Source organism: Tardiphaga sp. 619_E2_N8_4, from assembly GCF_051810905.1.
Lineage (GTDB): Bacteria > Pseudomonadota > Alphaproteobacteria > Rhizobiales > Xanthobacteraceae > Tardiphaga > Tardiphaga robiniae.
Map to the genome: position 1 here is coordinate 5,649,664 of NZ_JBPWQJ010000001.1, position 25,956 is coordinate 5,675,619.

The following is a 25,956-nucleotide window of genomic DNA, read 5'->3' on the forward strand; positions in this document are numbered from 1 at the left end:
CGGGTGGCAAAATCGGCCCCATAACCCGCCCAATTCCCAAAAATCTCCGGCTAACACCGCAGAAACTCCCGTTTTCGGGAGACTGCGCGCGGAGACTTGGTTCGATCTTCGCTGGATGGCCGGCCCAGAGTGGGCTTCTCGCCAGTCTTCAAACGCAATGGGCCGATTTTGGGGTTTTCCGCCGCGCACTGCGCGGCGGATGAGCGCAACAGGTTTCTTGGGCGTAGCTACTCCATCCGAAAGTGGCGTTCATTTGCTCTACTATTTCCGGCAGGAGAACAATCTCCAGAAAGGCATTTCTGAAGGCGCAGATCGCGGAATTTCTAGAGGGGCAAGGCTGACGACTGCCTCTGTCCGCTTTGCGCCGTGTTGAAAAACTCCGCCTTTGAGACTTGCCACCGACTACCTCACAGCTCGTTCCAAACGCGACAGCATGTAGTCGACCTCCTCGCGCGCCTTCACCGAGAGAACCGAGCCGGGCTTGCGCTGGGCATCCGATGCCAGGAACCCACGCTTCATCATCACATATTTCCGCACGGCGAGGCCAACGCCCTGCTGCTGTTCGTATCGCAAGAGCGGCAAGTGCGCATCGAACAGATCATGCGCCTCGTCGCGCTTGCCGGCCTTCTGCAGCTTGACCAGCTCGACCAACATGTCCGGAAAGGCGTAGCCAGTCATTGCGCCGTCTGCACCACGCTCCATTTCGAAGTCGAGGAACAGTCCGCCATTACCGGTCAGAATCGAGATCGGTCGCAACGACCCTTCGGCCTGGAACGCACGCAGCGTCGATATCTTTTCAAGACCGGGCCAGTCTTCATGCTTGAGCATAATGCAGGAAGGATTCTCCTGCACGATCTGACGGATGACTTTCGGCGTCATCTGTACCGACAGTGTCAAAGGATAGTCCTGGATCACGAACGGAATGTCGGATCCGATCGCTTCGATCGCCTGACGGTAATAGCCGGTGATTTGATCGTCGGTACGCAGGCTCGGCACAGGAGCAATCATCACACCCGCCGCGCCATTCTCCATCACGGTTCGCGACAGCGCGCGCATCGCTGCGAAACCGGACGCCGAAACGCCGACGATCACCGGCAGTTTTCCGAAGCCCTTCACGAAATGCTTAGCAATCGCGATCGATTCCTCGGGCTTGAGCTTCGGCGCCTCACCCATGATGCCAAGCACCGTGACGCCGGTTGAGCCAGCCTTGAGGTATCCGTCGATCAATGTGCCGAGCGAGGCCTCATCAAGACGACCATCGGGATGAAACGGGGTGGGGGCGATTGGGAAGACGCCAGAGGCGGTTGCGTCGAGAGCCATGATTTGATCCTTCAGATGCTAGTAATGAGACCACCATCGACGCGGATGACCGAGCCGTTGACGTAAGATGCGCGGGTGCTGGCGAGAAAGGCGACCACATCAGCATATTCTTGTGGCTCACCATAACGGCCAGCAGGAATACTGGCGGTGCTCTCCGCAGACACGTCCTCGACGGAGCGACTTTCACGCTTTGCCTTCTGCTCGTCCAGGAAACGGATGCGACTGGTGGCAACCCGGCCTGGAAGCACGATATTGGCTGTGATGCCGTCACGCCCAACTTCGCGGGCCAGCGTCTTCGACCAGCCCACGAGCGACAATCGCAGTGCATTCGAAATGCCGAGATTGGGAATCGGCGACACCACGCCAGACGATGTCGATGTCACGATACGTCCCCATTTGCGGGCGCGCATGCCGGGTAATACGCGATCGGTCAGCGTGATGACCGACAGCACCATCTGCTCTAAGCTCCTGCTCCACAGTTCCGGGTCCTGCCCGGCAGCAGGCGTCGGCGGCGGCCCACCGGTATTGTTGACAAGGATATCGATGGGGCCGAACGCTGCCTCGATGGCACTGACGCGCGCATCCATCGCGGCACGATCGGCCAGATCGAAAGCGGCGGCCATCGCGTCGCCTCCACCCTGCTTGATCTCCGCGACGACACGATCGAGCGCGGCCGCGTCGATGTCGGCAAGCGCGACACGCACGCCTTCACTCGCCAGCGTCTTCGCGATAGCGCTTCCAAGGCCGCCGCCGGCGCCAAGCACCAGCGCGACCTTGCCCTGAAGTCCGAGATCCATGTCCTGTCCTTTGTCGAGATGCGGAATCGATATGCGTGTTGGCCTGTCAGTCCGGCCCTAGATTTGGGCCGGGCACGGCCACGCGTTGCAGGTAATCGGCCTTGCTGGAGTGCATGTGCTCGACGCAGAGCTGCGACAGCGCCCAATTGTCGTTGCCACGCAGCAGTGAAATCATCATATCGTGCTGCTGGATCGACACCTGCAGCCCGTTGTGATCGGCAAGGTTCTTAGCACGCATGGGCAGTGTCAGGCCCATGTAATCCTGCAGCGATCGCACCAGATACGGGTTTCCGCACGCCGCAAACAGAGCGATGTGGAACGCGTCATTGGTGTCGTGAATGCCGCGCAAATCGCCGCGCTCGGCATACCGCACATATTCTGCTTGAATGGCTTCGAGCTCCATGATCAGCGACGCCTTGGCTGGCAACGGGATCATCAGTGCGGCCTGGCGCGTGAGCATCTCGCGCACTTCATAGATCTGCTTCACCTCGGCCGTCGAATAGGAACGCACCGTCGCGCCCACATTCTTCTCCCTCTGGACGATGCCGGTATGCTCGAGATGCACCAGCGCCTGGCGCACGAAGTGCCGCGAGGCGCCATAGCGTTCCATCAGGTTGTCTTCGATCAGCCGCGCGCCGGGCGGTAATCGGCCAAAGATGATATCCTCTTCGACACGTCGGATGATCTCGGCCTGTTCATCGGCGCGTGACGCAATTTTGGTGACGGTCATCTGGCATTGCCTCGAGATGCTTCGCGCCCTGACAACCGGTAGCAATCCTCGACAAGGCGCAGGGTTTGCAGATTGTCCGCGGGAGAGGTCTCGAAAGGCGCGCTGCTTTGCAGCGCATCGATGAAATGCGCGATGGTCGCATCGTAGGAACCCTGATAGGTCGCAGCTAGATCGTAGGCGCGGATCTCGCTTTGCGCGCCCGTCAGCTTCAGCTGCGTACCTTCGAGCCGAATTGAGCCAATCGTGCCAAGGATTTCGAGTTGATCGGCCTGCGATATCGGCGCGCCATGAGCTGCAAAGCTCGCGAACAACGACACACCGGCGCCGCCGCGGGATCGCATCTGGATCACGGCACCGTCTTCACCCGCAATATCCGGACATGTTTGGGTCAGCGCCGCCGCGATCACATCCAGCGGGCCTAGCAGCATGCGCAAAGTATCGAGATGGTGAATTAGCACTTCAGCCACCAGCATGCGGGACTCGCCGCGCATGAACGGCTGGCGCTCGATCGCAGGATATTGGCCGTTTGCATCGGGAATCGTGCCCGATGTCAGCAGCGTCAGACGGGCAGCTGTCACCGCCCCGATACGACCGTCCCTGATCCAGGATGCGGCATCGCGATAGTATGCACGAAAGCGCCAGTTCTCATGCACCATCAACCGGATGCGACCCTCGACATCACGCGCCAACGCCTCGGCTTCTGCGAGTGTCGGGGCGAGCGGCTTCTGGCAAAGCACCGGCAGACCACGATCGGCGACGAGGCGTACCAAAGGCGCATGGAAGGCACGCGGCGCAGCAATATCGACCGCATCGAGTTCACATGCCGCCAGCATGTCTTCCGCGCGCGAAAAGCATTGCCCGATACCGAACTGCCGGGCGCGCGCAGCAGCATTCTCCGACGAGGGATCGGCGATCGCGACGACCGCGGCACGCCCCGCGAGCTTCTGCCATGCCAGCAGATGATATTGCGTGACCCACCCCGCACCAATCAATCCGATCCGCAACGGCTTGCTCATTGCCCGATATCCCGACGCTTCTCGCCGATGACGGCCCGGCCCGTCGTTGCGTCAAACACGAAGACCGCATTGACCGGGAAATACAGATCGACGGTCTCGTCGATGGCGACAGGCACATGACGCGGCAATCGCGCCGTCCACTCCACGTCGGGTTCGATTTCGACCAACAGCAAGGTTTCCGCGCCCAACGGCTCCACCGCGATCGTACGCCCCCGCACATGGCCCGCAGGCTCGCTGCCCAACGCCGCCTTGTTGATATGCAAATCCTCGGCGCGCACGCCGATTGTCACTTTTTGGTCTACCAGCTTTCCCAATAACTGAGGCGACCAGCGCGTCAGCGCCGTCTCAAGGCTCTGGCTTCGTGCCACAGAGCTTTCATTGGCCGAAGCGACAACCGCCGTCGCCAGATTCATCGGTGGCGATCCCAAGAATCGGGCGACGAACGTGTCCGCCGGCTCCCAATAGACGTCGAGCGGCGCGCCGATCTGAGCAACGCGACCGGCATTCATGACGCAGATCCGCGTTCCCATGGTCATGGCCTCGACCTGGTCGTGGGTCACATAGATCATCGTCGATCCCAGCCGCTTGTGCTGCTTGATGATCTCGCTGCGGGTGTTGACGCGTAACGCAGCGTCGAGGTTGGACAGCGGTTCGTCGAATAGGAACACCATCGGCTCGCGCACCATGGCGCGCCCGAGTGCGACACGCTGGCGCTGGCCGCCGGACAGCGCGCTGGGCTTGCGCGTCAGCAGCGGCGTCAGACCAAGAATATTCGCCGCATCCTGCACCCGGCGTTCGATCTCGGCAGCGGCGAAATTGCGCCGGCGCAGGCCGAAGGCGAGATTGTCCGCAACGCTCATATGCGGATAGAGCGCATAGGACTGAAACACCATCGCGATGTCGCGATCCTTGGCCGGCACCTGATTGACTACGCGATCGCCAATCGAGAGCTTGCCGGAGCTGATCTCTTCCAGGCCCGCGATCATGCGCAGTGTCGTCGACTTGCCGCAGCCTGAGGGCCCGAGCAGAACCATGAATTCGCCGTCGCCGATATGAAGATCGACCTTGTCAACGACTACCGGACCTGTCGGCCCATATTGTTTGGAGAGTTTGTCGAGGGTGACAACGGCCATGGCTGCCTCTTATTTGATTGCGCCGGCAGTCATGCCGCGAATGAGTTTCTCTGAGAAGAAAACGTAGACGATGATCACCGGAATGACGGAGATCATGACGCCGGTGGCGATCATACCGATGTCCTGGAAATGATCGCCCATGAAGGCGCGAATGCCGACCGGCAGCGTGCGCTTATCAGGATCGGTGATCAGCACGACGGCAAACAGAAACTCGTTCCAGAGCTGGATAAAGTTCAGGATCAGCGTAGTGGCAATCGCCGGCATGCCGATGGGCAGCACGATGCGCCGGAAAATTTCGAGATCGCCGTAGCCATCGATCTTGGCGGCGTCGAACAGATCCTGCGGAATGCGCGCAAAGAACCCTTCCAGAAGATAGATTGTCAGCGGCAGCTGCAGCGACACATAGACCAGCGTCAGCCCGAGCAGGCTGTTGTAAAGATTGTAGTCGACCAGGATCTGATACAGCGAGACCAACGTAATCTGCGGCGGGAAAATGATCGACGAGAACAGGATGCCGTAGACCAGCCGATTGCCGCGGAAACGATAGCGCGCCAACGCATGCGCTGCTGCGGCGCCAAGCAGCGTCACGACGGCGACGGCGCCCACCACGACAATCGTGGAATTCCAGAAATAGGTCGCAAAATCGGAATCGACCCAGGCGATCCGGAACTGCTCCCAGTGGAACACTTTGGGCCACGCATAGTGGTCGGCGCTGATCTCGGCGGTGGTGCGCACCGACATCGTGGCGAGCCACAGGAACGGTCCCAGCGTGTAGATAGTGTAGAGGCCCAGCACGAGAGCAAGCGCTCCGCGGCTGAAGAAACGCGGCAAAGGTGCGCGTTCCGCAAGCATGGCAGCCACGATCAGTACTCCAGACGTTCGCGGGTCGCCAGAAGGCGATTGAGGATGATGACAGCGGCGCAGACCACCACGAACCACACCGACGCGATGGCGGAAGGATATCCGAGATCAAAGGTGTTCCAGTTGAAAGCACGCTTGTAGACGTAGGTAGATACGGTTTCGGTCGCCCATAGCGGGCCGCCCTGGGTCATGATCCAGACCAGATCGAAGATCTTCATCTTGCCGATGAAGGCAAGAATATAAAGGTTCAGCAAGGTCGGCCGCAGCATCGGCATAATGACGTAGCGCAGCTTGGCGCCCCAGCCGCAATTGTCGAGTTCGGAGGCTTCTAGTACCTCGCGCGGCAACGAATGAATCGCCGCGAGACAGACCACCATGTTGAAGCCTGCCCATTTCCAGGCATGGGTCACGATGAGTGCGCCGAGCGCTAAATTTGGATCACCGAGCCAGGACGACGCCAGTGCCCCAAGCCCGACGGCGCGCAGCATGGCGTTGAGGATTCCCCAGTCGTAGTTGAATATCCACATCCAGAGGATCGCGACGACGACGTAGGATAGAAGGACCGGAGTGAACCACGCGACCCGCAGGAAGCGCGCGGCAGGAACGCCCGCATATAGCGCCAGTGCGAGCAGCAGGCCTGTCACAACATCGAGCACGGGCGCGATGAACGACCAGATGAATGTGTTCCGCACCGACACCCAGAACGTCTCGTCGGACATCAGCGCGCGATAGTTATCCAGGCCGACGAAGGTCGCATCGAGACCTTCAATGGTGAAGAAGCTGTCATAGAAGGTTCGAAACGCCGGATAGGCGGTCAGTCCGATATACACCGCCAAAGCCGGCGCCAGAAAGACGGCCAGCACCCACCAGCTCGCCCGGCGCGGATCGGCCAGCGAGGGGGCTGCGTGCTGAGCCCCCTCCTCGGCAGCGGATGGAATGCTGATCGATGTCATTGTTAGTACTCAGCTCTTGAAGCAGGCGCTGTCCATCTTCTCCGCGGCTTCCTGAACGCTCAGAAGGCCAGCCGGAAAAGCGTTGTTCATGACCTGGGTGTAGGTCTCCGCACACTTGGCGCGGTAATACAGCAGAGGCGTGCCGAAGAAGTATTTGACGTTCTTGTTGCGTGCGTTGAGCTCCGCAAAGTAGTCCTTGCGCGGGCTGTTGATCTTGGCCGGGTCGGATTTCAGACCGGTCTGCAGCGAGACCTGCTCCATCCACTTGGTGCCATTCTCGACGGTGGCCATGGATTTCATCAGCGCACCGGCGCAATCCTTGTTCTTGCTCTTTGAATACATCACGAAGCTGCCGGCGACGGCGAGCGTCTTGCAGTCCTGACAAGCGCCCTTGTCCATTGCCGGGAATTGCATGATGCCGAGCGGGAAATTGGCCGGCATGCCACCACCTTCCGGTGGCGCAAAGGCGCGACCCGTGAACCAGCTCGGATCCGGGAAGGTCAGCGCGCCCGGCGTGTTGTAGAAATAGAAGTGGGACTCACCGAGCTTCAGCGTGGAAAAACTCTTCGGATAGGCACCGGCATCGACCAGCCCCTTCATCCAGGTCATGACTTCAACGACGCGCGGATCCTTGAACGACAGCCCACCATTGAGCAGCTTGCCATAGTCCTCGATACCGAGCTTACGCAGCAGCGACTCGAACAGAAGCAAGCCACCCGGGAACGGACGATCGCCGACACCCTGCGACACCGGGGTGATGCCGGCGGCAACGCCCTTCTTCACCAGATCGGTGAACTGCTCCTGCGTTAGCTGGAACGACGCCGGTACATCCACGCCGACCTTCTTGACCGCGTCCTTATTGTAGTAGAGCTCGACCGTATAGGCCTCGACCGGCAGGCCGTAGACTTTGCCCTTCGATGTCCAGGCTGGTTTCGACCAGTCCTCGTATTGCGCCAGATCGACATAGCTATCCAGCGGTTCGAGGAAGCCTCCGGCGAGAAATTCCGGCTGATCCGGCTCCATGTAGAAGATGTCGGGCGCCTGCCCGGTCCGCACCGCTGATTTGGCCTGGGTGTAGAGATCCGCTTTCGGGATGAAGCTGAGCTTGACCGAACACTGCTTGTTCGCAGCCTCAAAGTCCTTCACCCGCGTCGTCACCCAATCCTTCTTGGCCGGCTCGTCGGGCCAGTTGCTCCACATCGTGATCTGCGTGGCCTGCGCAAAAGCGGGAGCAGCGCTCGCGATGGTGGCCGCCGCGACAACCGCAGCCAGTCCAATTCTCCGTGCCGTCATGGTGATCTCCTCCGGATGTCTGTTTTTTATTGGGCCGGACCCTGGAACAGGTCCAGGTATATTGTCAATAATAAATATCCAATTCCGCGGTATTAGCGATTATATCCGTTGTATCGAATAGGATTATTGACAATTCCAACGACGCCGGCGATGTAACGAAGAAAATCGGCTTTGGTGGCCGCAGGGGAAACGACATGTCCAAAGGGCTTCGCAAAGGGCTGACAAACTATGGCGACGCGGGATTTGCGCTATTTCTGCGCAAGGCGTTCATCAAGGCGATGGGCTATTCCGACGATGCGCTGGAGCGCCCGATCGTTGGAATCACCAACACCTACAGCGACTACAATCCGTGCCACGGTAACGTCCCTGCCATCATCGAGGCTGTGAAGCGCGGCGTGATGCTGGCCGGCGCGATGCCCATGGTGTTCCCGACCATCTCGATCCACGAAAGTTTTGCGCACCCCACCTCGATGTTCCTGCGCAACCTGATGGCCATGGACACCGAGGAGATGATCCGCGCGCAGCCGATGGACGCCATCGTGGTCATCGGCGGCTGTGACAAGACGCTGCCGGCCCAGATCATGGCCGCGGCATCCGTCAATCTGCCGACGGTGGTGATCCCTGTCGGCCCCATGGTCGTCGGTCATCACAAGGGTGAGGTGCTCGGCGCCTGTACCGATTGTCGCCGCCTCTGGAGCGCGCACCGCGCCGGCGAGATCGACGCCGAGGAAATCGAGATAGTCAACGAACGCCTCGCGCCATCCGTCGGGACCTGCATGGTGATGGGTACCGCCAGCACGATGGCCTGCGTCACGGAAGTACTGGGCCTGTCGCTGCCGATGAGCGCGACCATCCCTGCCCCGCACGCCGAACGTTTCCGTCTCGCCGAAGCAAGCGGCAAGCGCGCCGCCAAAATGGCGGTAAGCGGCGGACCACGTCCCTCGGAATTGCTGACACCTGCAGCTTTCCGTAATGCCACCGTTGTCATGCAAGCGATCGGCGGCTCCACCAACGGCATCATTCATCTCACCGCGATCGCCAACCGAACGCCCTATGGTTACGATCTCGACATGCTCGACGAGATCGGTCGCATTGCGCCTGTGCTGATCGATCTGAAACCCTCGGGCGCTCACTACATGGAACATTTCCATCACGCTGGTGGCATGCCCAGGTTGCTTGCAGAACTTGGCGACCTTATTGATGGCAGCGCGCCGACCATCGCAGACAAGACGCTGGGCGAGATTGCGGCCGAAGCTGAGATCGTCCCCGGTCAGGACGTCATCCGGCCGCGCAGCAATCCGATCAAGGCCGAAGGCTCCATGGCCGTGCTGTACGGCAACCTCGCACCAGGCGGCGCGATCATCAAGCGCTCGGCCGCGACGCCCCGGCTGCTGCAGCACACCGGCCGCGCCGTGGTGTTTACTTCTGTCGAGGACATGGCACTACGGATCGACGATCCCGATCTCGACGTAACGGCCGACGACGTTCTGGTATTGCTGAACACCGGCCCCAAAGGCGCTCCCGGCATGCCGGAAGCGGGCTATCTACCGATCCCCAAAAAGCTCGGCCGACAAGGCGTGAAGGACATGGTGCGCATTTCAGATGCCCGCATGAGTGGCACTGCATTCGGCACAATCGTGCTGCATATCACGCCCGAATCCGCGGTGGGCGGCCCGCTCGGACTGGTCCGCAACGGTGATCAGATCAGGCTTGACGTCGATGGGCGGTCCATCAACCTCCTGGTCGATGAATCCGAACTCGACGGGCGCCGCGCAGCACAGTCAAAGGTTCATGCAGTCCTGCCTGAACGTGGCTACGCTCGCCTGTTTCAGCAGACAGTAACGCAAGCCGATAGGGGCTGCGACTTCGATTTCATGATCGCGAAAAAGACGTAAGACTTTACCTCGCGATCACGCATCGCCTGCAATCCGCCTTTACAAACGGATACTATCAAAGATTGCGTTGGCCCACTCCCGTGAGCTCTGAGAATGTCCGCTCATCTTGAGAAGAATGACTTCAACCGTCCGTTCATAATGCGCCGTAAGCAAGCTATCCATCCCAGGCTCGTATCAATGTCCGCTTTGCGCCATAAGCGGTCAAAAGCGATCTACAAAGGGAACTGTCGACGCGTCGATACTTTCCCCTACACCCGCATCCAGAACGAAGAATTGCGTCCACGGTTTCATGAGAGACTAGCTGCCAAACTCAACCGAGATGGCTCACGAATTTTGTACTCAAGTAAGCATTAAGCCCCTCAATACCTCCCTCGTGCCCGTAACCTGACTCTTTTACGCCACCAAATGGCGTTTCCGGAAGCGCGATACCAAAATGATTGATAGATACCATTCCGTGGTCGAGTCCATCGGACACCTTGGTTGCAGTCTTCGCATCCTTGGTAAAGGCATAGCTCGCAAGACCGAACGGCAGACTATTGGCGCGCTCCAGCACTTCATCGGCATCCTTGAAACGTAGCATCACCGCGATCGGGCCAAATGGCTCCTCGTGCATAATTCGCGCATGAGCGGGGACATTCGTCAGTATAGTCGGCTCGAAGAAGTTGCCCGCATTGCCAATGCGCTTGCCACCCGTTTCGACTTTAGCACCCTTCTCCTGGGCATCGAGCAGAGTGGTTTCCATCGCATTGACCCGCCGCGGATTGGCAAGCGGTCCCATTTTGCTGTTGGGATCAAACCCGTCTCCGACTGCGATACCGCGCGCAAGGTCCGTGAATTTGGCAACAAACTTGTCGTAGGACCTCTCCTGAACAAAGAACCGCGTTGGCGAAACACAGACCTGGCCCGCGTTGCGATATTTCATGCCGGCCAGAAGTGTAGCAATGCCATCGGTCTCGACATCGTCAAAAACTAGCACGGGCGCGTGGCCGCCAAGCTCCATGGTCGAGCGCTTCATATGCTGTCCGGCAAGCGAGGCCAGATGCTTGCCGACCGGGACAGATCCCGTGAACGATATCTTGCGGATCGCCGGTGAGCTGATGAGATATTCCGAGATCACGGCCGGAACGCCGTAAACCAGATTGATCACACCGGCGGGCACACCGGCCTCTTCGAAGCATTTTACGAACTCGATTGGCGAACCCGGCGTTTCCTCGGGGCATTTGATGATGATCGAGCAACCGGCGGCAAGCGCACCGGAGATTTTCCGAGCAGCCTGTAACACCGGAAAATTCCAGGGCGAGAAGCCCGCCACCGGACCGACAGGCTCCATCAGCACCATGTTGCGGACGCCGTCGGCGCGCGCCGGAATGATGCGGCCATAGGCGCGGCGACCTTCCTCGGCGAACCATTCGATGACGTCGGCCGAGCCCATGACTTCGAGCTTCGCCTCGGCCAGGAGCTTGCCTTGCTCAAAGGTGAGAATGGTGGCGATCTGCTCGACCCGCGCGCGCACCAGATCGGCAGCCTTGCGCAGGATCTTGCTGCGCTCGAAGGCGGAGACGCGTCGCCAGGTATTGAAGCCGGATTGAGCAGCCGCGATCGCCTTGTCGAGATCGGCCTTTGACGCATGCCCGAGTTTGCCGATGGGCGTATTCGTGGATGGATTCATCACGTCCTGGTAATCGCCCGAAGTTGGTTGGACCCATGCGCCATTGATATAGTGCGGGAGCGTATCGAGATATTGTCGCTGCATGGATTGAATCCTGTTCCAGATTTCGGTTTGTCGTGAATTGAGTTGCGAGTCTATTCAGGGGGCCAGCACACCAAGATATTGGCGGACATCGGGCTGGCTGGTGAGGTCATCAAAATGAGCATAGTTAGTGACCGCTCCGCCGCTGACGAACAGGAAACGCTCGCAGATCTCCTTGAGGATCGTCAGCTGAAACGTCGCCGTCGGATGCAGGCAGATGAAAACGAGCCGCTTCTCAGTGCGCAGCTTGCGGAAAAAATCCAGCATGAATCCGATATAGCCATCCTGGGTATTGAACTGCGGTTCATCGAACAGATGAACGAGCGGATAGGCGCTTGCAGCCTGCTCCATCGTGAAGGACGGTCTCGTCTTTCTGAACTGACGGACTTGATAGGATTGATGGTAATGAATGGCCAGACGATCACGCTGAAGATAGCGAACCCTCTGCATGTCCTGACCGGCAACCATCACGCGCCCTTCCGACGGCACGTTCGATCCCGCGATCATCTCGAATAGCGTCGTCTTGCCGGCGCCGTTTGGCCCCATGACGCCCACGATCTCGGGCTGCATGAAAGCACGATCCACGTGCAGTTGAAATGCGGGCTCCCGGTCGAGCAAGCCGCGGCGATAGATCTTGATCACGCCTTCCAGCGCAAGTAGCGGCGTATCGCTCATGACAGCCCTCCCAGAAGCTTGCGCTTGAGGCTGAGATCTGCAGTCAGTGCCGCCGCGTCCCCCGCCCAGGCAACATGCCCCTGCGAAAGCACAACAACCCGATCGGCAACGCTCAATGCGACATCGGCATTCTGTTCGACCACGATACTGGCAATGCCCGCCTGCCTGAGGCGCCGGATGACAGCCATCACGTCATCGACGATTTTCGGTGCAAGGCCCTGGCTTGGCTCGTCGAACAGCACGAGGCCGGGTGAACCGAGCAACGCGCGGGCAATGGCCACCATCTGCATCTCGCCGCCGGACAAAGTCTCGGCCTCGCGCGTCATCAGATATTTGAGCGGTGTGAAAATCTCGGTGACTTCTCCGAGAGACCATCCTCGAAAGTTCGTGCGCTTTTCGCCTAACGACAGATTTTTCGCGACGGTGAGTGTCGGACAGAGGCGACGGTCGTCCGGCACCCAGCCAATTCCGGCGCATGCTATATGATGCGTCGCGCTTGCTGCGATCGACTTTCCCTGAAAACGGATGTCACCCCGGCGCGCGCGCGTGAGACCGAGGATGGAGCGGAGCACCGTGGTTTTGCCAGCGCCGTTAGCGCCGAGCAGGGCAAGCACCTCGCCTGCGCGTACGGACAACGAGACCGAAAACAGCGCCTGCGTCTCGCCGTAGAAAGAATCGATACTGGATACATCGAGCATCAGTTGAGCCGCCCCAGGTTGGAAGCCTCGACCCATGGGTTCGTCTTGAGTGCGGCCGGCGCGCCGCGCGCGATCACCTGCCCCCAATGAATGACGGATATCTCATCGGCCAGCGAGAAGAGGAATTCCATGTCATGTTCGATGACAACGATGGTCAGGTCGCCTTTGAGCTGAAGGATGAGATCGGTAAGTCGCGCGCGCCCGTCGCTACCCAGACCCGCAGTCGGTTCATCGAGAAAAAGCAGCTTTGGACGACAGGCCAGCGCGACGCCGATTTCGAGCGCGCGGCGTGCGCCATAGGAGAGCGACTTGGCTTCATCGTTGGCGCGTCCTGCAAGACCCACCTTTTCGAGAATGCTGTGAGCTTCGTCGACCAGCGCGGTGTCGGCATATGCCTGAGCAATCATGTCATGCCCACGCCGGCGCGTGCCCGGAAGCGCAATGGCTATGTTCTCGAATACCGTGAACTCGTCGAACAGGTTCATCAGCTGGAACGACCGTGCGATGCCGAGGCGTGCGATATCCTGGGGACTTTTCCCGGTGATATCGTCTCCCTGCCACAATACCTGCCCGCGATTGGGCTTGTAGCGGCCAGTCAGCACATTGAAACAGGTCGTCTTGCCGGCGCCGTTCGGCCCCATGATGCCGGACAATTGGCCGGCTTCAAATGCAAGCGAGACGCTCTCGAGCACGACGCGATCGCCGAATCGCAGATGCAGGTCTTTGGCTTCAAACAGGGGCATGGCTCACCTCGCCTGCGATTGCGGAGCGGCGGCAGGGCGCGGAACGATTTTGTCTCGTCCGTTCATGACGCCGGCAAACATGCCGGCGATCCCCTCCGGCTTGAAAAGCACCAAGACAACAAACGACAGGCCGAACCATAGCATCCATCCGGTGGTGAATGATCCGATGACGTCGCGTGCAAGGAAGAAGGCCACGGCACCAATGACGGGGCCCCAGAACGAGACAAGCCCGCCACCCACCAATGTCATCATGACGACGTAGCCGGAATAGTGCAGACTCATCACGTCCGGGAAGGCGGACGTCTGTGCCATCGCGAACAATCCGCCCGCGAGTCCCGATAAGGTCGTGGATACAACCAGGACCGCCGCCTTGTAGCGCCAGACGTCGTAGCCGACGAAACGAGCACGTGTTTCGTTCTGCTTTATGGCCTTCACCACCCGCCCAAAGGGGGAATGCACGAGCCGCCACAGCAGGAACGAGACAACAGCAAAGACTGCCAGCACGAAGTAGTACAGCGCGATGTTGCTGCCAAGGTTGAACGTGGTGATGCCAAGCGAGGCGGGTAGCCTCTCAATCTTGAGCAAGCCATCTTCGCCGCCGGTTATCCGGTGCGCCTTGATCGCGATGAACCAGAAGATCTGCCCGAAAGCGATGGTCATCAATGCGTAATAGATGCCTCGCCTGTGCGAGATGAAGAGCGCCACAAAAGCGCCCGCTATTGCGGCCGCAAATGCAGCAACCGCAAGACAGACCCACAGGTTCGACGCGATGTTTGATTGCGCCAGACCGAATGCGTAGGCACCGATCCCGAAAAATGCGCCATGCCCGAACGACGGCAATCCCGCATGGCCCAGAACCAGATTGTAGGCCAGCGCATAGAGCGCAAAGATCAGGATCTCGACCCCGAGATATTGATAGAGGCCGACCCGCTCGATCCAGAAGGGAACGGTTGCAAACAGGATCCATGTAACGAGCATCGCAGGCGTGAAGCTGGGAACCGTACGGGCTGCTGCCATATCAAGCCTCCAACACGCTTTTCTTGCCGAACAGGCCCCGTGCGCGGAACGTCACGACGACAATTAACAACAGATACATGGACAGCATCGACCATTCGGAGGCATAGGCACCGGACAGCCCGACCACCATGCCGACCAGGAGCCCGCCCAACGCCGCCCCCCAGAAGCTCCCGACACCACCGAGCACGATGATGAGAAATGCCGGGACAACGGCATCGACTCCCATATGCGGCCGGATTCCCCAAAGCGGCGCCATGATCACACCGGCGAACGCCGCGAGCATCGTGCCAAGGACGAACACCCAAACCCGCAATCGCGTCAGATCGATACCGAGCGCCTGGACGATTTCGCTGTCATGGGCGCCTGCCTTGACCATCGCACCGAAACGCGTGCGTTCGACGATGAACCAGACGGCTCCCATGGCCACGATCGCCATGCCGGCAGCCCAGAAGCGATAGGTCGACCAGATCAGATCGAGCATGATAAAGCCGCCGGACATGTCACGCGGTACCGGCATCATGTAGTCGCGCGTGCCCCAAACCACGCGGATCAACTCCTCCAGCACCATGGCAACACCAAAGGTGAGCAGAAGCCCATACAGCGGATCGCGCCCATAGGTGCGGCGCATCAATCGTTCAAGCACAAGGCCAAAGGGCGCAACCAGGATCGGGGCTACGACAACTGCTGTGGCAAACCGCAAGCCAAGCGGCACGCCCGCCCACGCGATCAGGACATCCGGCGGCAACGGCAGTTTCGCCCCACAAATAGCGTAGGCAAAGTACGCCCCGAGAGCGAACAACGAGCCATGGGCAAGGTTGATCTGCTCCATCAATCCGAGGATCAGCATAAAGCCAAGTGCAATCAGGGAGAAAAGCAAGCCGAGCGCTATACCGTTCAGCAAATGCGGAAGGAGATTGAGCAGCGACATAAGCGTTCATCTATTCCAATGAGCGAGCATGAGCGCCCGGAGAACGTTCCGGGCGCTCATGCGTAAGCTTTATGTGTCGAAGACTGGAACGTCGGCGAGCGCCTTCATCTTGCATTTCTCCAGTGAGGCTTCGTCCACCGCCGTTTCGGGCTTGGTCCAGCTGATGACCTCATACAGATCCGTCTTGTCGGCGGGTTTTGCGTTGCGGCGGGCAAGATAGATCGTCTGCTGCACTTGATGCGTCACAGGATCGATATACGCATCGAAATGCTGCATGCGGTCGGCAGCGAGCATCTTGTGCCCTTCCAACTGCTTGATCACAGCATGATTGCTGGTCGTACCGGCGCGCTCGATGGCGCGCAGCAATTCGCGTGTCGCGATGTAGCCGTTGTAGGAGACATTCCCCGGCACCGGAATGGGCGACTGCGGATAGGTTGTTTGCCACCGCTTGACGAAGTCAGCAACGCCGGGTAGCGGCAAAAGATGATACCAGTTGGTGCCAAAGACGCCGAACAGCGTATCCTCCGCACCCCAGATATCGGGCCAATCCTGCTGATTGTTAATCCAGGCTGTTTTCTCTTCCAGCTTCAACGCACTGATCTGCTGACGTAGCGCCTTCATATCATCGCCGCCAACGGCCATGGCGACCACATCAGGCTTGGCCTGCTGCACCTTGAGGAGATAGGAGGTGAAATCGCGGGTATTCTGCGGGATCAGCAGATTATCGATGATCTGTCCGCCGGCTTTCTCGACCTCGGCTTTGGTCGCGGCCGATGTCGTGTGCCCCCACACATAGTCGTTGGTCAGCAACAGCCACTTCTTGCCTATCTTCTGAACCGCGTTCTGGACGGCGGCCTTGGAAAAATTGGTGCCGTTCCCATCCCAGACAAATTTGATGCGCGAGCAGTTCTCACCTGCCTCACTCGGTGCCGACGAGTTGGTGTTGAAATAGACGGTGCCGTATTTATTCGCGACTTGCGTGATGGCATTGGCGACGCCCGAATGCACGGCGCCGATCAGAAAGCCGCACTGCTCCTGCGTAATGAAACGCTCCGCGATGCGTGTACCTGTCGCCGCATTGGTTTCGGTGTCGGCCGTCGTCCATTCAATCTTGCGACCGAGCACGCCGCCTTTTGCGTTGAATTCATCAATTGCGAGGCGAATGCCACGCATATCGTCCTGCCCGCTATTGCCGTATTGGCCGCTGGCATCACAGGTGAGCCCCAACTTGATTGGCTTCTTTTCTCCCTGCGCCAGAACACGTGTGTGTTGCCATGGACCGAAAAATGTCGCTGTGGCAGACAGCAAGCCGCCCTTCACGAGGGCACGCCGGGACAGCCCGGACGTATCGCTACGTCGCTTCATTGTTTCCTCCTGGAATCGGCGGCTCTTTTATTGATGTCCGCGCATTGTATGGATTTAGAATAAACATTCCACGAAGTATGTAAAGTAGAATATACAAGTCAGAGAAATCGATGACCGCAAATACGAGCCAACCGCATGCCCACTAAAGCCAGAGCCCCCCAGCACGGCACTTATGAAAACCTCCGTCATGAGATCGCACGCCAACATCCGGATTTTTCAGATCGCCTCCGGGTGATCGCTGAGTTTGCACTTGAGCATCCCACCGAGATGGCGCTCGGGACCGTCGCGGAAGTCGCACAGCGTGCGAAGGTTCAGCCGTCCGCCATTGTGAGATTTGCGCGTGCACTGGGCTATGGCGGCTTCACGGAATTGCAACAGGTGTTCCGTTCAAGGCTCGTCGCCAGCGTGCCACCGAGCTACAAGGAGCGCATCACCGGGCTGCGACGCGACGGCCGCTTTCAGGATGCGAACAATCCTCAGGCGGTTCTGACCCGCTTCGCGTCAGAAGGCATGGTCTCGCTCGAAAGCCTGCAGGACCGCGTAAGGCAGGCAGATCTTGCGCGCGCGATCGAACTGCTTGGCGCCGCAGAGACGATCTACGTCCTGGGCCTTGGCGGCTCTTTCCCGGTCGCAGCTCATCTGACCTATGTTTTGCGCAAACTCGGGCGCCGCGTTGTTATCCTTGATGGACTTGGCAGCGCGCTTGGCGACCAGGCCGCTTCGGCGACGCCCGCCGATGCGCTCGTTGCCATCAGCTTCAGGGTCTACAATCCCGACACAGCGCGACTGTTTCCAGAACTCGTAGCCCGCCGCCTGCCCGTCATCTCGATCACGGACAGCTTGCTCAGCCCCATTGTCGAGGGTGCCAGCGTCGTCTTCGAAATTCCGGATATGCCGGAAGCCGCACTTCGTACGATGGTCGCCCCCATGTGTCTCGCCCAGACACTGGCCGTCGGTCTCACGCTTACACTCGACTGAAGATAACTCTCATTTAACTGACAGGATGAAGTCATGTCCGCTCGTATGCTGGAAGGCCAGGTCGCACTTATCACAGGTGCAGGTCGCGGGCTTGGCCGCGCCTTTGCCGAACGGCTCGCAGCCCTCGGTTGCCATATCGCTATTCACGGCATGCGCGAGCACGGCCCTGCCGAATTTGGTGGTATCGAAACGCTTACGGATGTCGCTCGATCGATAGCCGACAAACACAGCGTCCGCACTTTCAAGGTTCTCGGCGATCTTACGATATCGGAAGACATCGAGCGGGTCGTTCAAGTCACCGAGACCAATCTCGGCCCCATCGACATCCTCGTGCATAATGCCGGCGGTGACATCGCGGCTGCAGGCGGAAAGCCAAACCCAAATGATGTCGTAAATATCAAGGCCGAAGATGTGCGGGCCGTCATCGACCGTAATCTTCTTAGCACAATCTTCGTCTGCCAGCAGGTGGCGCGAGGCATGATGGACCGACGCCGGGGGCGTATTATCAACATCGGCTCAGTTGCAGCATTCAAAGGACGCACAAATGCATCGATCTACGCAACGGCGAAAGCCGGCGCGATGCATTTTACCCGGTGTCTCGCCGACCAGATGCGAATCTATGATGTCACCGTCAACACGATCGCCCCAGGCGACACACGCACGGAGCGGTTTATGGCAACACGTACCGTCGATCCGGCGCGCCTGATCCAGGAAGGGTCGCTCGACCGGATTGCCACCATAGACGAGGTTGCGCGCGTCATTGAGTTATTTGCCGGACCTATGGGAGCGTTCGTATCGGGGCAGGTCATTCGCGTCGACGGCGGCGGCCAGCTCTGGCCGGCATGAGCCTCAAACTCTCAGCTAGGTGACCATCGGGAATGCAGGAACCGCAATCAGTTCGGTATTAGTTGCAAGCCGCTGCGCAACTTCGCCACGAAACCTGCGGCACCTTTTTCACAGGAGTCCGCTTTGCGCCAGGAGCGGACATAGACCTTGCAAGCGAATAAGTGACATCCCTTTGTCTCGCAAGCCGACGGATCGGCGGATGTGACCGCACCTATTGCGGCGAACAATGCGTGCCGCCCTATCTTCTCGGTGACACGCCAGGCCCAGCGTTATCGTGGGTGGCGCAGCGCGCAGATCCGCCGCGTCCTGCAGGCGATCAGCGCCCGCAGCAGTCAATGGAAGTGGGTGGCCCCGTTGATATCGAAAATCGCACCGGAGGCGTAACCACTGCCAGCGCCGCATAAGAACACCGCGGTGGCGGCGATCTCTTCCGGCTTGGCCATGCGCTTCAACGGATAGAGCGATGTGTCATAGCCTTTGCCCTCGGTCATCGCGGTCTCTACCGGCCCCGGCGCAATGCCGTTCACGAGGACGTTGCGCGGTGCGGCCTTACTCGCCAGCCAGCGCACGAAGGAATGGATGCCGCCTTTGGCAAAGGCATAATGCGGCCCGGTGCGCAGACCGCCCATCCACCCGGCCACCGATCCGCACAGCACGATGCGGCCTTCGCCGGCCTCCATCATGCCGGGCAGGAAGGCGCGGGTCAGATTGATCGGCCCCTTCACATTGGCGCGAATGACGCGATCAAGCGACTCTTCCCAGTCCTCGGCCATCCAGTCGTCATGCGGTGCGATCGCCGCCGTATCGATCAGTCCATAGACCGGTCCAGTCTGCCTCGCGAGCGCCGTCACGTCGGGCCGCGAGCCGGTGTCGAGGCCGTAAATTTCAGAGCGGTCCGCAACCTCGGCACCGACGCGTTCGCGGATACGATCCTTGCCTGCGATATCGACCAGCACAAGCGTCGCGCCTTGCTGTGCGCATAGCTTCGCCGTAGCGCTGCCGATGCCGCCGGCCGCGCCCGCGATCACAATGCGCTGTCCGGTGAGATCGAATGGGGATTTTTCAGAAGACGTCATGACGATAATTCCCGCTTGTGTTACCACACCTCTGTAAACCCACGCAGAGTACGGTGTTCAATTCGGTTGACGTGACGACGGTCAGCGCGCCGGCGGCACGCCGCCATAGGTCGTCAGATGCGAACTCGCGAGCCACCCAGCATCAATCGGAAGATTGATCCCGGTAACCGCCGACGCGTCGTCGGACAGCAGAAACGCGACGCCGCGTCCGATTTCTTCCGGATCGACCATGCGTCCCAGCGCGGAGCCTTCGATCAGCAGTTTCGGATCTCGCGTCCCACGTTCGATGTTGGCGAGCACCGGTGGGGTTCCCACATAGCCCGGCGACACCGCATTGACCCGCACACCCGAACGGCCCCAATCGGCCGCGAGGCACGCCGCCATATGAACCGCCGCAGCCTTCGAGGGCGCATAGGCGTGTAACGGCGCTGTGCGCGATGCCGTGACCGAGCCGGTGATCACGATGCCGCCGCGTCCCCGCTTGGTCATGCGCTTGCCGGCCGCGAGGCAGGACACGTAAACGCCGCGCAAATTGGCGGCGATTACCCTGTCGAATTCGGCGAGCGGCAGGTTCTCTGCACGGCCGCCGGACTGGATCACGCCGGCATTGGCGAACAGCGCCTCGATCGGCCCCAGCCGCGCCTCGATATCCGCGAAAGCCGTTTCGGTCGCGTGTTCATCAGTCACGTCGAACGGCACGGAGTCCGCGCCGATCTTCGCTGCAGATTCCTGATTGGCCTTCGCATTGATATCCGAAATGACGACGCGCCATCCGCGCTCGATCAAGATACCGGCTGTGGCTAGGCCGATTCCGCTTGCTCCGCCCGTCACCACGGCGATGCGGCCGCGCCCCTCGTCTCGTTTCATCCTGCACTCCCGTTGTCCGTTTCTTGTTGCACGCAGCAAAGCTGCGCGTTTGACGATGGCGGCGGCGCTAGACCGCAAGATAGCGTTGCTTGATGTCCTCGTTGTGCCTGAGTTCATCTATGGTCGCGCGATACACGATCTGTCCCTTGTCGATCACCGTGGCATGGGTCGCGATACCCAGGCAGAAATGCATGTTCTGTTCGGCCAGCAGAATGGTGACGCCCATGCCGCGCAGCGTCTTGATAAGTTCGCCGATGGCCTGGACGATGATCGGCGCGAGGCCCTCACTGGGCTCGTCGAGCAACAACACATCGGGATTGCCCATCAGCGTGCGGGCGATGGTCAGCATCTGCTGCTCGCCACCCGACAGCCGGCCGGCCAGGCGGTCCTTCATCGAGGCGAGGATCGGAAACACCTCATAGATGCGCTCGCGATTCCAGTGATGGTCGCCGCGCGGCCCCTTCTTGGCGGCGACGATGAGATTGTCATCGACCGTATGGTCGGGGAACACCTGCCGGTTCTCCGGAACATAGCCGATCCCCGCGCGCGCGATCCTGTAGGACGGTCGACCGGCCAGCCCTTGACCTGCAAGAGCAACCTTGCCGCGGCGTGGCGGCGCGAGGCCGGCGATCATCTTGAACGTCGTCGACTTGCCGGCGCCGTTACGGCCGAGCAGCGCCATGGTTTGCCCCTGCTCGACCGCGAGATCGACGCCGAACAGGATCTGGCTGGCACCGTAATAGACGTCTGCCGCTTCGACATGGAGGAACGGGTCGGTCATCATGCCTCTCCCACTGCTGCGGAGAGATGGTGATCGGCACCGAGATAGGCGTCGATGACATCCTGATTGCGCCGGATCTCGTTGGCCGTACCCTGCGCGAGCACGGCGCCGTATTTCAGCACATGGATTTTCTGGGCGATCTTGAAGACGATATCCATGTCATGCTCGATGAACAGCACCGTCATCTTCTTGACCTGCCACAGATGCTGCACCTTGCCGATCATGCGCCAGCGCTCGTCCGGCCCCATGCCCGCGGTCGGCTCGTCGAGCAGCAGCACCTTTGGCTCCATGGCGAGCGCAAGGCCGATATCGAGCAGCTTCTGGTCGCCATGGGAGAGATTGCGCGAGAGCGTCCCCGCCTTGTCCGCGAGCCCGAGCAGTTCGATGATCTCTTCCGTCCGCGCCTTGGCTTCCGCGACAGGAAACCGCCGCAGAAAGGTCCATGACTTGCGCAAATGAGAGATCACCGTCGCCATGATCGCCTCGGTGACGGTCAGGCTGGGGAAGATCTCGGCGACCTGGAACGCCCGCGTCATGCCGAGCCGCACGACCTCGAGGCTCGATTTACCAACGATATCCTGACCGTCGAAAATGACCTTCCCCGAATTCGGCCGGAACGCGCCCGAGATCAGGTTGAAGAAGGTGGTCTTGCCTGCGCCATTCGGTCCGATGATCGCCGTGAGCGAGCCGTCGGGAAAATCGATCGAGACATTGCGCGTGGCGTGAACACCGCCGAAGCGTTTGTCGAGGTTCTGCACCGAGAGCATCAGGCAATCCTCTCCTTGGCGAAGGCGGCATCCTTGGCGGAAGCGTCCTGGGCAGGAGCCACCCTGGCCTCTTTGCGTCGCTGCAGAAATTCGACGATGTAATCGGCGATGCCCTGCCGCAGACCGAGCACGATGGCCAGAATGACGATGCCCAGCACCAGGCCGTGATATTCTGTGTAGATGGATACGAAATGCTCGAGCAGGCGCAGCAGGATGGCGCCGATGATCGGCCCGACGAACAGTTGCGAGCCGCCGAGCATGATCATGAAGATGGCCTCGCCCGAGGTCGTCCAGAAGCCGAATTCCGGATAGGCGCCGGAGACGAACAGCGACAGCAGGATGCCGGCAACGCTGGCCATCGCACCGGCCAGGATGAACACGCCGAGCTTCATGCGAACGATATCGACGCCGAGGTAATTGGCCCGGTTCGGATTGTCGCGGATCAAGCGCAGCGTGTAGCCGAACGGCGACTGCCAGACCTGACGCATGATCAGGATACAGACGACGAAGACGCAAGCCGAGAAGATATAAAGCGACACACCGCTGCTGAGATCGATGCCGAAGAACGGGGGCCGCGGAATGCCGCCGCGCAAGCCCTGATCCCCGCCGGTCAAGCTGACCCATGTCAGGATGATCGAGTGGATGAACATCTGGAAGGCCAGCGTGATGAAGGAGAAATAGATTTCCTTGAGCCGCACGCAGATCGCACCGATCACCAGCGCAAGCACCGCAGTGCCGAGCACCGTGACGAGAATTGCAACGGGGATCGACACGCGGCCGGACTGCATCAGCAGACCGAACATATAGGCGCCGGACACGAAGAAGGCCGCATGCCCGAACGAGACCAGCCCCGTGAGCCCCACGAGGAGATTCAGCGACATCGCCAGCAGGCCATAGGCCATCACATAGATGAGGAAGTCGCGCAGCGATGGCTTGGTGAAGATGAACGGTACGACAATCAAAACGATCAGCACGGCAGCCGCAAAGAACAGATCGCGCAGGAACCCCGCTTTCATCATCGCGCGATCTCCCGGCCGAGCAGACCGCTGGGCTTGACGATCAGAACGACGGCCATCATGCCGAACATGATCCCGTCAACGAAGAGCGGGAAGCCGATCGCTCCGAAGGCCCGCGTGAAGCCGATGAGCAACGCTGCGATCAGCGCGCCGACAATCGATCCCATCCCGCCGATCACGGTGACGATGAAGCTTTCGATCAGGATCGATAGACCCATACCCGGCGTCAATGTGCGTGTCGGCGCCGCGAGGGAGCCGGCGATACCCGCCAACATGCTGCCGACGCCAAACACGGCCGCGTAGAGCAGCGTCGTGTTGATCCCGAGTGCGCCGACCATCTGCGGATTGATGGCGAGGGCGCGGATGATCTTGCCGATCCGGGTCTTCTCGATTGCGAGCCAGAGCATCGCGCCGATCGACAGGCTCGCGACGATCATGAAGACGTAATAGGCCGGAACGAAGCCGCCGGCGAATTCAAGCGGCGGAAGCGCGAACACGTCGGGCATGCCCATCATCTTGTATTCCGGGCCGGCAATGATCTTCACCAGATCGTCGAAGATCAGGATGATGGCGTAGCAAACCAGCAACTGCATCAGGATGTCCTTGCCATACACCTTGCTGATGATGAACCGCTCAAAGATGACCCCGATCAGGCCTGCCCCGAGCGCGCCGGCCAGGAATGCCAGTAAAAAGCTCGATGTCGCCTGATAGGTGAAGAAGGCGATATAGGCGCCAGCCATATAGAACGCGCCATGGGCGAAATTGATGACGCCGAGCACGCCGAAGATCAGCGACAGGCCGGACGCCACCATGAACAGCAGCATGCCGATGATGAGCGCCGTCGATATCTGCGTCACGGCGCAGGCTGACGATGACAGGCAGGAGGCAAGGGCTTCGAGGTTCACAGCGCAGTCCTTTGATGGTCTGACCTTCGATGGTCTGAACGAGCCTGTTCCGGCCGACGCGAACGGCAGGCCGGATGTGCGACGGAGCGGCCGAGCCCGTCGCCATGCGACGGGCCACGTCATCTAGCGACGATGCCCGCAGACAGCTCAGGCGTAACCCTTTTCCTTCTTCCACTCCTTCTCGAGCTCGACGATCTTCGACCATTCCGTATCGACGTAATCGACCACCCAGGGTGACTTGCTGACCGTCTTGCCCCATGCGACGGGGTAATTGATGATCGTATGATCGCTGTCACGCATGGTGATGCCGGCACCGCCAAACGGCTTCTTCACCGTCATGCCGGAGATTTCCTTCGCCAGCGCAGAACTGTCGGTATTGCCGTTCGTGCGACGCAGCGCCTCGATAATGAATTGCGACGCCGCGTAGTTCTGCCACGCCCAGTTGGTCGGCTCGTGCGGCGCCACCTTGACATAGGCATCGCAGAAGGCGGTGTTCTCGGGTGAACTCGGAAATCCGTTGTTATACCGATAGGCCGTGTTGAGTCCCTGCGGCAGGTTCTTGATGGCCGTCAGGATCGGCGGATCGCCAAGACCACCGGAGAAATAGGCGGTGTTCTGGAACAGGCGATACAGGTTCGACTGCTCGATAAACGCGACGAGATCGCCGCCCCACAGCGCCGAATAGACCGCCTGCGGCTTCACCTGCATCAGCTTGGTGATGCTCTCGGTGTAATCGGGCGCAAACAGTTTCGGCCAGAGCTGATCGACCACTTCGATCGACGGCTCGAACACCTTGGCGTATTGCAGAAATTCCGCGGTGTTGTCGCGGCCATAGGCGTAATCGGGCGAACAGGTCGCCCACTTCTTGAGCCCCTTCTCCTTGGCAATCTTCGCTGCGTAGCTACCACCTGCGACGGCATCATGGATGCCCTGTCGGGCGCATCTGAACACATTCTTGCTGAACTGCTTGGGGTCTGCCGTCAGCGACGAGGTTTCGCTGCAGGTATGGAGGCAAAGGATGCCGAGATCGCGCACGACCTCATGCACGGCGAAGCTGCCTGACGACGCCTCGCCATCGACGATGATATCGCAACCGTCATTATTGATGAGATCGCGCGTGACCTTGGCGGCTTCGTCGGGACGCCCCTTGGAGTCGCGGTCGACCACTTCGAATTTGCGGCCATTGATGCCGCCGGCTTCGTTTATCTGATTGAAAGCGAGCTGGACTGCAAACCGACTGGACGTGCCGAGGATTGCAACGCGTCCCGACAGGATCGTCGGCAGGCCGATCTTGATGACTTTCGCCTGTGCACCGGCGATATGCGGCGCGCCGAATGCGGCAAGGCCTGCCATGGCGCCAGCGCCCTTGAGGACGCGTCGGCGTGAAATGCCCTTGGTCGTCTTGGTCATTGAACCCTCCCTGATTTTGATGTCCGGCTTTGCCGGTACAGATTTTATTATTTCCAGATCAGCGTCGTCTTGGTGGCTTACTCTCCTCACTCGGTCCTTTGGTCGATCAGCGCAATACGAAGATCGTGCAGCAGGA

25 protein-coding genes are annotated in these 25,956 nt (G+C 59.9%); 3 read left to right on the forward strand and 22 right to left on the reverse strand.

Going from position 1 to position 25,956, the window contains the following annotated elements:
* Window positions 1-402: 402 nt before the first annotated feature.
* From AB8A23_RS26925 to AB8A23_RS26960, 8 genes are read right to left on the reverse strand one after another with little or no spacing between them, the layout of a single operon-like run.
* Window positions 403-1,320, reverse strand: coding sequence for a dihydrodipicolinate synthase family protein (locus AB8A23_RS26925; RefSeq protein WP_439057584.1), 918 nt, complete (start codon window positions 1,318-1,320; stop codon window positions 403-405).
* Window positions 1,321-1,331: 11 nt separating this feature from the next.
* Window positions 1,332-2,117: an SDR family oxidoreductase gene (locus AB8A23_RS26930; RefSeq protein WP_439057583.1), complete on the reverse strand. Its 786-nt coding sequence runs from the start codon at window positions 2,115-2,117 to the stop codon at window positions 1,332-1,334.
* Window positions 2,118-2,163: 46 nt separating this feature from the next.
* Complete coding sequence (locus AB8A23_RS26935) at window positions 2,164-2,847, reverse strand: GntR family transcriptional regulator (protein ID WP_093760894.1); 684 nt, start codon at window positions 2,845-2,847, stop codon at window positions 2,164-2,166.
* Window positions 2,844-3,863, reverse strand: a complete 1,020-nt coding sequence (locus AB8A23_RS26940; RefSeq protein ID WP_120288875.1) for a Gfo/Idh/MocA family protein — start codon at window positions 3,861-3,863, stop codon at window positions 2,844-2,846. The genes AB8A23_RS26935 and AB8A23_RS26940 overlap by 4 nt, the downstream gene beginning before the upstream one ends.
* Window positions 3,860-4,996 (reverse strand): ABC transporter ATP-binding protein, encoded by a 1,137-nt coding sequence (locus tag AB8A23_RS26945; protein WP_175368218.1) that lies wholly within the window; start codon window positions 4,994-4,996, stop codon window positions 3,860-3,862. Before AB8A23_RS26945 ends, AB8A23_RS26940 begins: the two co-directional genes overlap by 4 nt.
* A gap of 9 nt (window positions 4,997-5,005) precedes the next feature.
* Window positions 5,006-5,848, reverse strand: coding sequence for a carbohydrate ABC transporter permease (locus AB8A23_RS26950; protein ID WP_439060444.1), 843 nt, complete (start codon window positions 5,846-5,848; stop codon window positions 5,006-5,008).
* A gap of 11 nt (window positions 5,849-5,859) precedes the next feature.
* The gene (locus tag AB8A23_RS26955) at window positions 5,860-6,810 is read right to left on the reverse strand and encodes a carbohydrate ABC transporter permease (RefSeq protein WP_439057582.1); all 951 of its coding nucleotides are present in this window, start codon (window positions 6,808-6,810) and stop codon (window positions 5,860-5,862) included.
* Between the two features lie 9 nt (window positions 6,811-6,819).
* Window positions 6,820-8,103, reverse strand: coding sequence for an ABC transporter substrate-binding protein (locus AB8A23_RS26960; RefSeq protein WP_093760902.1), 1,284 nt, complete (start codon window positions 8,101-8,103; stop codon window positions 6,820-6,822).
* 194 nt (window positions 8,104-8,297) lie between these two features.
* Here AB8A23_RS26960 and AB8A23_RS26965 point away from each other — a divergent pair, with 194 nt between their 5' ends.
* Window positions 8,298-9,998: an IlvD/Edd family dehydratase gene (locus AB8A23_RS26965; RefSeq protein WP_439057581.1), complete on the forward strand. Its 1,701-nt coding sequence runs from the start codon at window positions 8,298-8,300 to the stop codon at window positions 9,996-9,998.
* Between the two features lie 310 nt (window positions 9,999-10,308).
* On the opposite strand, the gene AB8A23_RS26970 is transcribed toward AB8A23_RS26965, so the two are convergent.
* From AB8A23_RS26970 to AB8A23_RS27000, 7 genes are all read right to left on the reverse strand, one after another.
* Entirely contained in the window at window positions 10,309-11,751 is a 1,443-nt protein-coding gene (locus tag AB8A23_RS26970) for an NAD-dependent succinate-semialdehyde dehydrogenase (protein ID WP_439057580.1), read from the reverse strand.
* Between the two features lie 54 nt (window positions 11,752-11,805).
* Window positions 11,806-12,423: an ATP-binding cassette domain-containing protein gene (locus tag AB8A23_RS26975; RefSeq protein WP_120288870.1), complete on the reverse strand. Its 618-nt coding sequence runs from the start codon at window positions 12,421-12,423 to the stop codon at window positions 11,806-11,808.
* Window positions 12,420-13,121, reverse strand: a complete 702-nt coding sequence (locus AB8A23_RS26980; protein WP_231077715.1) for an ABC transporter ATP-binding protein — start codon at window positions 13,119-13,121, stop codon at window positions 12,420-12,422. Before AB8A23_RS26980 ends, AB8A23_RS26975 begins: the two co-directional genes overlap by 4 nt.
* Window positions 13,121-13,864, reverse strand: a complete 744-nt coding sequence (locus AB8A23_RS26985; RefSeq protein WP_175368214.1) for an ABC transporter ATP-binding protein — start codon at window positions 13,862-13,864, stop codon at window positions 13,121-13,123. Before AB8A23_RS26985 ends, AB8A23_RS26980 begins: the two co-directional genes overlap by 1 nt.
* A gap of 3 nt (window positions 13,865-13,867) precedes the next feature.
* Window positions 13,868-14,881, reverse strand: a complete 1,014-nt coding sequence (locus AB8A23_RS26990) for a branched-chain amino acid ABC transporter permease (protein WP_089263801.1) — start codon at window positions 14,879-14,881, stop codon at window positions 13,868-13,870.
* Between the two features lies 1 nt (window position 14,882).
* Entirely contained in the window at window positions 14,883-15,809 is a 927-nt protein-coding gene (locus AB8A23_RS26995) for a branched-chain amino acid ABC transporter permease (RefSeq protein WP_175368212.1), read from the reverse strand.
* A gap of 69 nt (window positions 15,810-15,878) precedes the next feature.
* A complete protein-coding gene (locus AB8A23_RS27000; protein WP_120288867.1) occupies window positions 15,879-17,174 on the reverse strand; it encodes an ABC transporter substrate-binding protein in 1,296 nt (431 codons plus the stop codon).
* Between the two features lie 135 nt (window positions 17,175-17,309).
* On the opposite strand from AB8A23_RS27000, the gene AB8A23_RS27005 reads away from it, so the two are divergent.
* Window positions 17,310-18,152 (forward strand): MurR/RpiR family transcriptional regulator, encoded by an 843-nt coding sequence (locus tag AB8A23_RS27005; RefSeq protein WP_439057579.1) that lies wholly within the window; start codon window positions 17,310-17,312, stop codon window positions 18,150-18,152.
* A gap of 33 nt (window positions 18,153-18,185) precedes the next feature.
* Window positions 18,186-18,998, forward strand: a complete 813-nt coding sequence (locus AB8A23_RS27010; RefSeq protein ID WP_439057578.1) for an SDR family NAD(P)-dependent oxidoreductase — start codon at window positions 18,186-18,188, stop codon at window positions 18,996-18,998.
* A gap of 332 nt (window positions 18,999-19,330) precedes the next feature.
* Here the strand turns inward: AB8A23_RS27010 and AB8A23_RS27015 are convergent, their stop codons facing one another.
* The 7 genes from AB8A23_RS27015 to AB8A23_RS27045 form a co-directional block, all read right to left on the reverse strand.
* Complete coding sequence (locus AB8A23_RS27015; RefSeq protein WP_231077721.1) at window positions 19,331-20,074, reverse strand: SDR family NAD(P)-dependent oxidoreductase; 744 nt, start codon at window positions 20,072-20,074, stop codon at window positions 19,331-19,333.
* A gap of 81 nt (window positions 20,075-20,155) precedes the next feature.
* Window positions 20,156-20,941, reverse strand: a complete 786-nt coding sequence (locus AB8A23_RS27020; RefSeq protein WP_231077722.1) for an SDR family NAD(P)-dependent oxidoreductase — start codon at window positions 20,939-20,941, stop codon at window positions 20,156-20,158.
* Between the two features lie 67 nt (window positions 20,942-21,008).
* On the reverse strand, window positions 21,009-21,722 hold the full coding sequence (locus tag AB8A23_RS27025; protein ID WP_374725681.1) for an ABC transporter ATP-binding protein: 714 nt from the start codon (window positions 21,720-21,722) through the stop codon (window positions 21,009-21,011).
* The gene (locus AB8A23_RS27030; RefSeq protein ID WP_120288862.1) at window positions 21,722-22,489 is read right to left on the reverse strand and encodes an ABC transporter ATP-binding protein; all 768 of its coding nucleotides are present in this window, start codon (window positions 22,487-22,489) and stop codon (window positions 21,722-21,724) included. Before AB8A23_RS27030 ends, AB8A23_RS27025 begins: the two co-directional genes overlap by 1 nt.
* On the reverse strand, window positions 22,489-23,508 hold the full coding sequence (locus AB8A23_RS27035; protein WP_231077724.1) for a branched-chain amino acid ABC transporter permease: 1,020 nt from the start codon (window positions 23,506-23,508) through the stop codon (window positions 22,489-22,491). Before AB8A23_RS27035 ends, AB8A23_RS27030 begins: the two co-directional genes overlap by 1 nt.
* Window positions 23,505-24,410, reverse strand: coding sequence for a branched-chain amino acid ABC transporter permease (locus tag AB8A23_RS27040; RefSeq protein ID WP_089263793.1), 906 nt, complete (start codon window positions 24,408-24,410; stop codon window positions 23,505-23,507). The genes AB8A23_RS27035 and AB8A23_RS27040 overlap by 4 nt, the downstream gene beginning before the upstream one ends.
* Window positions 24,411-24,557: 147 nt before the next feature.
* Window positions 24,558-25,820, reverse strand: a complete 1,263-nt coding sequence (locus AB8A23_RS27045) for an ABC transporter substrate-binding protein (RefSeq protein ID WP_120288860.1) — start codon at window positions 25,818-25,820, stop codon at window positions 24,558-24,560.
* Window positions 25,821-25,956: the final 136 nt, after the last annotated feature.